The following is an 8,106-nucleotide window of genomic DNA, read 5'->3' on the forward strand; positions in this document are numbered from 1 at the left end:
CAGGGGTCGGCGGCATGATTCCACGCTAATCCGAAGGAAGGTCCGGTGTCGGGTGAGAAGTTGGCTCTGAATCTCGAAGAAGTTAGTTTTGAGGATCCGCGTGCTGCCCGGTTACGGGATCTGCTGAACAAGGAACTCCTCGACCGGTACGCCACGGAGGACGAACCCGCCCTTCCGGCTGCCGCCAGGTCGGCCTTGGACGTCCCCGCTGAAGACTTCGTCGCGAACGTCCTCGTCGTCACCGCCTCCGGGCATGCGATAGCGCATGGGGCACTTCGCCTGCTGGACGGGGAGTGGGAAGTCAAGCGTGTCATCGTTGACCCCGCAGCGCGTGGCCTCGGGGCGGCGACTCGACTGATGGCCGGGCTGGAGCAGATCGCAGCTGCGGCCGGCGCCAGACGGGTCATTCTTCAAACCGGCGGCAAACAACCGGAAGCAGAAGCCCTGTACCGGAAGATCGGCTACCGACAAATACCGGCCTATCCGCCCTACGACACCGCGATACCGGCGTCAGTCTGCTTCGAAAAGGAACTTGAGGGCTGAGTCCCCGGAATCAGCCGGCAAAAGCCGGACGCAAACCGTGGCAAGAGAACGACGGCGGGACGCACCGCCGTCGTCCTCCGTTCGGTTTTTGTGGTTACTGGCCGGATGCCGGGGTAGTACCTGCCGCTGAGACGAGCGGTCCCAGCATCAGACTTCCGGGGGTGAACTCCTCACCGCATTCCGCACACAAGACCACAGGTTGCAGTTCGGCCCCGCAACTGTGGCGGTAAGAAGCGCGGGGCGTATCGTCGCGCATCCATGTGCTGCTCCACGCCGCGAGTGAAATGAGAATGGGCGCGACTTCCGCCCCCGAGGTTGTGAGGTGGTACTCGTAGCGCGCGGGGCGCTCGGAGTACTGGACACGCTCAATCACGCCACGGTTTTCGAGTGTGCGCAGTCGGTCCGTCAGGATGTCGCGGGACGCGCCGGTATTGCGCGCAATCTGATCGAACCGGTGAACGCCCAACGACATCTCGCGAAGGGCGAGCAGGGCCCACCGTTCCCCTAAAACCTCGAGGCCTGCCGCGATGAAACACGCCCTCGGCGCATTTACTGCCTTCTCGGTCGGCCGATTCATCGTTCACCTGCTTTCAGTACCTTACTCCCACTATACAGGTTGGTTGGAAAATCCAACTGACTCGGCTAATCTGATGTTCTGAGACCGCGACAACCGCGTCGCCGCCCGATCCGACATCAGGAGAATCCATGCCACAACTATCTGGCGCCGTCGTCTTTGTCACCGGCGCGAACGGAGGACTGGGCCGCGAGCTCGTGGAACAGGCCCTCGCCCGGGGTGCTGCAAAGGTGTACGCGACAGCCCGCCGCCCGCAAGAGTGGAACGACTCCCGGGTCGTCCCACTCGCCCTCGACGTCACCGACCCTGACTCGATCCGGGCCGCCGTTACCCTGGCCGAGGACGTCACGATACTGATCAACAACGCCGGCATGAGCGTCGAATCGGACACGCTTTTGGCGCTCCCGGACGAGAAGATCCGCGAAGTCATGGAGACCAACTTCTTCGGACCCGTCGCCATGACCAGGGCATTCGCACCGGTGCTTGCCGCCAGCGGGACATCAGCGGTCCTCAACATCCACTCGGTGCTTAGCTGGATCGCGCTCACCGGCGCCTACAGTGCATCAAAGGCCGCGTTGTGGTCGGCGACCAACTCCTTCCGCGTGGAACTGGCCCCCCAAGGCACCCAGGTCACGGGTGTTCACGTCGGCTACATGGACACAGCCATGGCCAAGGGCGTGGATGCCCCGAAGACCTCCCCCGAGGAAGTCGCGCGGAAGTCCTTCGATGGGCTCGAGCAAGGTGACTACGAGGTCATCGTGGACGACATCAGTGCCGGAGTGAAGCTCGGCCTGTCCGGTCCGATCCTGGATCTGTACCCGTTCCTGGCATCCAATTCCCCGGTATGAGCGCGGCAAAGCCTGAAGACCTGCAGAGAACCTAAGGAGGAAACCCTCGTGTCAACGAACGCCCCGGCCCAACGCTCGGAAACCTTCACCTGGATGGATCCGGCAATCGCGCTCGAACAGCTGCCACGGCTGTCGGGTCTGGACTACTTTTCCGGCCTCCGCGACGGCAGCATCGCGCCGCCGCCGATCGCTTCCATCATGAATTTCGATCTCGTCGATGCGAAATACGGTCACGTCGAGTTCCAGTGCTGGCCGGGAGAAGCGCACTACAACCCCCTGGGAATGGTGCACGGTGGCCTGGCCTGCACGCTCCTTGACACCGTGCTCGGCTGCGCAGCACACAGTACCTTGGAAGCAGGGATCGGATACACCTCCATTGACCTGGCGGTCAAGTATCTGCGACCCATCACGCTCCAGAAGGGTGCTCTTCGCGCAGAGGGGTCAGTCGTGAAAACCGGCTCGCGCGTGATATTCACCGAAGGCAGGCTCAGCACCGCTGGGGGAGAACTCCTCGCCACCGCGACGAGCACGCTGCTCATCTTCACCCACCAACCAGGCGCTCTGACAACATGACTGATACCGGTACCGCTGATGCCCTGACGCCGGCCCCTACGGATCGCGCCTTGTCCCCGGCCGCCCTGTCGGGAATGCCGGCGTTGAGCCGCTTCGGCATTCCCTTGGGGCTTGCCGGTCTGGGCGGCGGCTGGTCCGCCGCGAGGAGCTCTCTCGGATCCCCGATGTGGCCGGAGGAAATCTTTTACGGGGCAGCAAGCTCCCTGTGGCTGATCCTGACCGCCGTCTACGTGGTCCGGGGCTTTCGCCGAAAAGGAACATTCCGGGCCGACCTGAGACACGAAGTGGCGGGGCCCTTTGCGTCCTTCATCCCACTCATCGGGATCCTGCTTTCGTCGCACTACAGCCAGTATCTGCCGCCATGGGGCGCCTGGCTGTGTATGGCTTGCATTGCCGCCCTTGCCATCGTCGCTGCCCAGCTCCTTGCCCACTGGGTCACCGGCGGGGTATCCATGCAATCCATCCATCCCGGCTACCTGCTGCCCGTCGCGGCCGGATCCTTCGTTGCCAGCATCGGGTTCTCAAGCATCCACGCCCATAATGCGGCCATGGCCGCATTTGGCGTTGGAGTGTTCTTCTGGCTGGTCGTAGGAACCGTCGTCACCGTCCGCCTGATGACCGGCGGCGAAGTGCTACCAGCCGCCAAGGTCGGCCTGTCCGCCTATCTGGCTGCGCCGGCAACGGCCAACATCGCGTGGATGGTGTCACATCCAGGCCCCTTGGGAACAATCCAGCTCGGACTGACAGGCGTACTGTTGATCATGGTGCTGATGCAGGTCATGCTCCTCCCCGAATACCGCAAACTTCCCTTCACGCAAATGTTCTGGGTATTCACCTTTCCCGTAGGTGCAACCACGAACTATGTCATTCGCTGGCTTGCAACAACCGACCTCCCCGGCCGGCAAATATGCGCTTGGGCGATTCTCGGCCTTGCAACAGCCTTCACCTTGGCCATCGCCGCCCGCACCGTGCCGACACCCATCGCCCCAAAGGCAGCGAGACTGGCGGCACCACAGAGCACGGAAGTGCACTGAAGCTCCCGCTTCCGGCTTTTCTTCCCGACCTTCGACGACATAGACACATCCGCTGAAGCCAACGCGTACGCCGCCGAGTTCGTCCGCCGGAAGATCCGTGAAACCGTGCTCGATCCGCAGACGGCGGCTCTTGACCCCCAAGGGCTGCCCCTACGGCGCCAAACGGCCTCCGGTCAGCCACGGCTACTACGAAGCCCTTCAACCGTGCCAGCGTCCACCTCGTCGACATCAGCAAGCAGCCCATCAGCGAGATCACCCCGACCACGCGGCGCGTGGGCGAGGACGCGTACGAGGTTGCGTCCTGATGAGGTCGAACTTGGCGTCGGTGTCCACGGTAAACGCGGCACTGCACGAGTGCCCTTCGCGGCAGCGGATGCCACGGCTCTGGTGGTCGATCCGCTTGTCGCAGAGCTCGGGTTGGGGCGTGCTGTCCCCTCCAGCAAATCCTCCATGCGCTGCCCGCAGACCCCCAGCGGCATCCGGAGCGCGGCAGGAGATTGGGGGTGTCCTCCAGCAGGCAGCTGGTCCGGACGTCTTGGACAAGAACTGCGCAGCACTTGGGCTCTTTACCCGGTAATCCCCAAAGTTTGGGGCGCTCAAGGATAAGGACCGTTCTTGAACGTGCAGGAATAGCGGATATTTTTTCTGTCACTATTGTTGACATAGTTGTCATATAATATTCGTCTCGGCGACGCTCGCCGGCACGAACGTCAACGCAGTCAATCGTGAAGGGGACACCGATGCCTGGCCAATTTGAACTTGTAGACGCTGAACCGCGAGGGGTCCGGATAAACCTCGTCAATTCCGCCGGGGAAACCCTGGCAAAGTCGGAGGCGTACGAAGACATGGCGACAGCAGCCGCCGCGGTCAGGGACATCCGGGAACAGGCGGCCACGGCGCATGTTGTGGATTGCACAAATAAATCCCATTCTCGACAGTCGTGACGACTCGGCAGCGAAGATCACGGTGGGCCAGTTCAAACTGCACCGGGGGCCCAACCATATTCGTGCCGGGCAGGCCGGCCGTTTTTGATTAACAGTCACTAACAGCTCCGAGAGTTGTCCCGGGGTTCAGCGCACTACTTCGGCATAGAAGAGTTCCTACCATTCTTTTTGGGTCGGGCGTAGTCTGGACGGAATTCAGTTTCGGCAAGCCGAACAGGAAGTTGGTATCAGCAAGCGTGAACATCAAGGATGAGTGGGACCGGCTCGATTCCGAGACCCGGACATGGCTTCTGGAAAATCCGGCAAGTCTGCTCTTGCCCCCCGGCAATGTCGGCGAAGTTCTGCAAAGACCGGCATAGGGACATTGAGCTTGACCCGAACGGACAGGTTGTACTTTCCAGAGATGACCATGATTTTATCCGGGAGAAAGCGGAAGCCGCCGGAACAATCCGCGCCCCGATGGGGGAATACCGATTCTTCGACACGGCACCTTTAACTGTCATCAGAAAAGGGCGCCCTGGAATGAGCGCCGCACCTTCACCGGACGCGGCTCAGTAGGACCGGCGCGCTGACCCCTTGTCAGGGGAATCAGCGGAATCGCCAAGGGCGCCCGGTCCGGGCGTCTCGGATTCTCGCGTGCCCCCCGCCAGGTTCTTGACCTTTGGCGAGTTCAAGGGCACGGTTATTGGAGCTCCTTTGGAGGGCGTCCCAAACGGATGGCCGGAACTCTTCGACGCGCTGTCGGTGGGGGAGTTCAGGTCAAAAAACGGGCTGTGCACAATGTGCACACCCCTGCCGCCGGACTCGGTCGCCGGACTCGGCTGTACCGGTGCCGGATCGGGCCGGACCCGGCATGTTTTCGGGAGTTCCCAGTGTTTCCAAGGCCCGGAATGCAGTTCGAGTCCCACCTCGGGCACAATGTATTCGCAGGTCAGGGGCCTTTGGATGTCTGACTGTGCGCAAATCAGCTTTTTTGTGGGTCCCTTGGGGGCCGTTCTTGTTAGTGGCTGTTGGTGCGACCGGCTGCCCTTTCCTTGGTGTGTGAGTATGTCTGTGTCTTTGCTTCTTCATGGCTTGGCGAGGATGGGGCTACATGACCTGTGAGGAATTTGGCGACCCACATTCGTGGTCTAGCGGGGTTTGGGCACCTAGAGGCCCGAGTTGCGCCCACGGCTGGCCCGGGCGGCAACGTGGAAGGCTCCGGTGCCGGTCAACGAGTGGTTACCGACAATGCTGGGTTGATTCTCGGATACACCGACCTCCCGGGCCGGCTGCCCGGTCAGGCGTCCCAGCTTTACGGCACCAACATGGTGAACTTGCTCAAGCTCCCCACCAAGGATTACGGACGGCCAGCTGGGCCTTGACTTCGACGACCTGGTGCCGGGGTCCATGATCGTCGGGCGGAATGGCGAAAAGACCTCGGTCTGGAAACTCGGACGGCGTGGGCCATATGGGCTCGCTCATCCCTCGGCAGGCCGGCATCGCGCGCCAACTCGCGCTTGCCCGCGTTCAGGACCACACGCCCGGCTTCCGGGGCGGAGATGACCAGCGTCCGCACCACCACTGGCGGCGGTGAGTCCGGGGACCGGGGAAACGCTCTGGTAGGTGCCGTGGTGGGCCATGCTGCGCGACAACACTCCCTATCGACAACCCACCGCCCCAGTGCTTTGAGAAACCAAGCTTTGCCGGGCTACGCGCGCAAGGACCGTTCAGCTCCCGCGGCACTCATGGTGAATGGGCTGTTTAGCCGGAGCGTAGTGTGTGAATTTCGGGCGCTGCATCAGGCGTCAAAGACGGCGGCCCTTTCACTCGAAGGGTGCCGCGCTGACGTCGTTTAGTTCCGGTTCTATCCGGCGGCCAATGGGGTGGCCGTCGGGGGTGACGTCATCCGCATGCCACACGTCGCCGCGGCGTAGCGGGGCAGGATGCGGAGTGCGTTCCGGGCCCGTAGGAGGCGCTTGTGCCATCTGGCAGGGTAAGCCGGGCAGTCGTTCCATCGGGCACGGTGAAATCGACGCGGAACTCCTCGTCGGTGATCTCCCACGCGACCTGGATCGGGCCGTGGGGGGAGCCGAAGTGGAAGCTGGCTGAGGTGACTCCTCCGCCGGGGTGGGGTTCGATGTCGAAGCGTTCCCAGCCGGCCGAGTCCGGCGCCTGGCGCAGCCCTACGAGGTATTCGTGGAGGAAGCCGATGACGGCTCCCTTGCTGTAGTGGTTGAGCGATTCGTGCGCGATACCGTGCTCGTCGATGCCTTCCCAGTCTTCCCAGACGGTGGTGGCGCCGCGTTCGAGCATGCCGAGCCAGGAGGGTGTCCCGCGGCGGAGCAGGAGGCGGTAGGCGAGGTCGGTGTGGCCGTTTTCTGCGAGGACGGGGAGCAGCAGGCCGCTGGAGAGGAAGCCGGTGGCGAGCCTGTCGTCGGCGTCGTGGATGAGCCGGGCCAGGCGGTCGGCCGCCGCCTCCCTGAGCGAATCGGGGACGAGTCCGAAGGCCAGGGCCCGGACGTACGCGCCCTGCGTGTCCTCGCGGGTGCGCCCGTCGGGCGTGAGGAACTCGATCTGCCATGCCTCCCTCACCGCGTCCGCGATCCTGCGATAGTGGTCTGCTGCCTCATTCCGGCCAAGAATTCCTGCGATGCGGCCGAGCGTCTCTGCGGTGCGGTACAGGTAGGCGGTTCCGACCTCGCCGCGGTCGGCGCTCATGTACGCGTAGGGGTTCTCGGCCATGGGGTCGATGAGGGACCCGTCTGCCCGGCGGCGTTTGGGTTCGAGCCATTCGCCGTAGTGAAAGGGGGCATCCCAGATGTACTGCTCGTGGGGGAGCGGTGTTTCGGAGCGGGCGATACGGGACGGGTGGCGGGCTGTCTTGGCGAGGTGGAGCGCGTAATCCACCCAGCGGGTCATCGAGTCCCAGCTTTCCGCCAGAAGCTCCGTGTCCCCGTACGCTTCGTAGATGGCCCAGGGGACAAGCACGGTGGCATCGCCCCAGCCGGCGGATCCTCCCATGACCCTCGAGGGGTTGCCGGGATGATGCCTGATCCGCGCCGAATCCGGGGAGAACGCCGCGGGGAGCCCGTCCTCGCACTGGTCGTCGCGCACGGACTGGAGCCATTTGCGGGAGAAGCCCTGGACGTCGTAGAGCATGGCGGCGGTGGGGGCGAAGACCTGGTAGTCGCCGGTCCATCCTGAGCGTTCGCGGGTGGGGCAGTCGGTCGGGACGTCCACGATGTTGCCGCGGAAACTCCAGAGAGCCGCCTCATGGAGTCGTTCCAGGTCCGGGTCGCTGCAGGCGAACCACCCGCGGCGGTCGAGGTCCGAATGGACGACGACGACCGTGAAGTCATCGATGGAGAGTTCGCGTCCAGGGTGCGTCACACGGACGTAGCGGAAGCCGTGGACGGTGTGCCGGGGCTCGAACACCGCGGAGTCGCCCCCGGCGATGACGCGGTCGGTCTGGCGGAATTCAAGCAGCCCGCCTTGTGGTGTCTTCATGTCCAGGTGGGCGGTCGTCAGGTCACCGCCGGCGTCCAGGTGCTCGCCGAACTCGAGCACCGTCTCCGTCCCCGCGGGCCCCAAATTGGTGAGCCTGATCC

Annotated in this window: 7 protein-coding genes and 1 pseudogene; 6 read left to right on the forward strand and 2 right to left on the reverse strand. The window is 63.5% G+C overall.

The genetic code is table 11. The features are described from left to right. The first annotated feature begins 45 nt into the window (after positions 1 to 45). Entirely contained in the window at positions 46 to 543 is a 498-nt protein-coding gene (locus tag AB4Z38_RS22665; RefSeq protein ID WP_441431787.1) for a GNAT family N-acetyltransferase, read from the forward strand. Positions 544 to 637: 94 nt separating this feature from the next. On the opposite strand, the gene AB4Z38_RS22670 is transcribed toward AB4Z38_RS22665, so the two are convergent. Beyond that, positions 638 to 1,120 (reverse strand): winged helix-turn-helix transcriptional regulator, encoded by a 483-nt coding sequence (locus tag AB4Z38_RS22670; RefSeq protein WP_441431788.1) that lies wholly within the window; start codon positions 1,118 to 1,120, stop codon positions 638 to 640. 128 nt (positions 1,121 to 1,248) lie between these two features. Here AB4Z38_RS22670 and AB4Z38_RS22675 point away from each other — a divergent pair, with 128 nt between their 5' ends. From AB4Z38_RS22675 to AB4Z38_RS22695, 5 genes and pseudogenes are all read left to right on the forward strand, one after another. Further along, positions 1,249 to 1,965 (forward strand): SDR family oxidoreductase, encoded by a 717-nt coding sequence (locus AB4Z38_RS22675; RefSeq protein WP_441431789.1) that lies wholly within the window; start codon positions 1,249 to 1,251, stop codon positions 1,963 to 1,965. Positions 1,966 to 2,013: 48 nt separating this feature from the next. Beyond that, complete coding sequence (locus tag AB4Z38_RS22680) at positions 2,014 to 2,538, forward strand: PaaI family thioesterase (protein WP_441431790.1); 525 nt, start codon at positions 2,014 to 2,016, stop codon at positions 2,536 to 2,538. Continuing rightward, positions 2,535 to 3,572 carry a TDT family transporter gene (locus tag AB4Z38_RS22685; RefSeq protein ID WP_441431791.1) on the forward strand — a complete coding sequence of 346 codons (1,038 nt, stop codon included), beginning with the start codon at positions 2,535 to 2,537 and terminating at the stop codon, positions 3,570 to 3,572. Before AB4Z38_RS22680 ends, AB4Z38_RS22685 begins: the two co-directional genes overlap by 4 nt. A gap of 740 nt (positions 3,573 to 4,312) precedes the next feature. Continuing rightward, the gene (locus AB4Z38_RS22690; RefSeq protein ID WP_441431792.1) at positions 4,313 to 4,516 is read left to right on the forward strand and encodes a DUF1508 domain-containing protein; all 204 of its coding nucleotides are present in this window, start codon (positions 4,313 to 4,315) and stop codon (positions 4,514 to 4,516) included. A 1,172-nt stretch (positions 4,517 to 5,688) separates the two neighbouring features. After that, a pseudogene (locus AB4Z38_RS22695) lies at positions 5,689 to 5,935 on the forward strand (Re/Si-specific NAD(P)(+) transhydrogenase subunit alpha); the annotation flags it as partial. Between the two features lie 465 nt (positions 5,936 to 6,400). Here AB4Z38_RS22695 and AB4Z38_RS22700 read toward each other — a convergent pair. Next, positions 6,401 to 8,106 (reverse strand): family 78 glycoside hydrolase catalytic domain (locus tag AB4Z38_RS22700; RefSeq protein ID WP_441431793.1); only part of this gene is annotated, 1,706 nt, incomplete at its 5' end.

The organism is Arthrobacter sp. 2RAF6, from assembly GCF_052115205.1.
GTDB lineage: Bacteria > Actinomycetota > Actinomycetes > Actinomycetales > Micrococcaceae > Arthrobacter.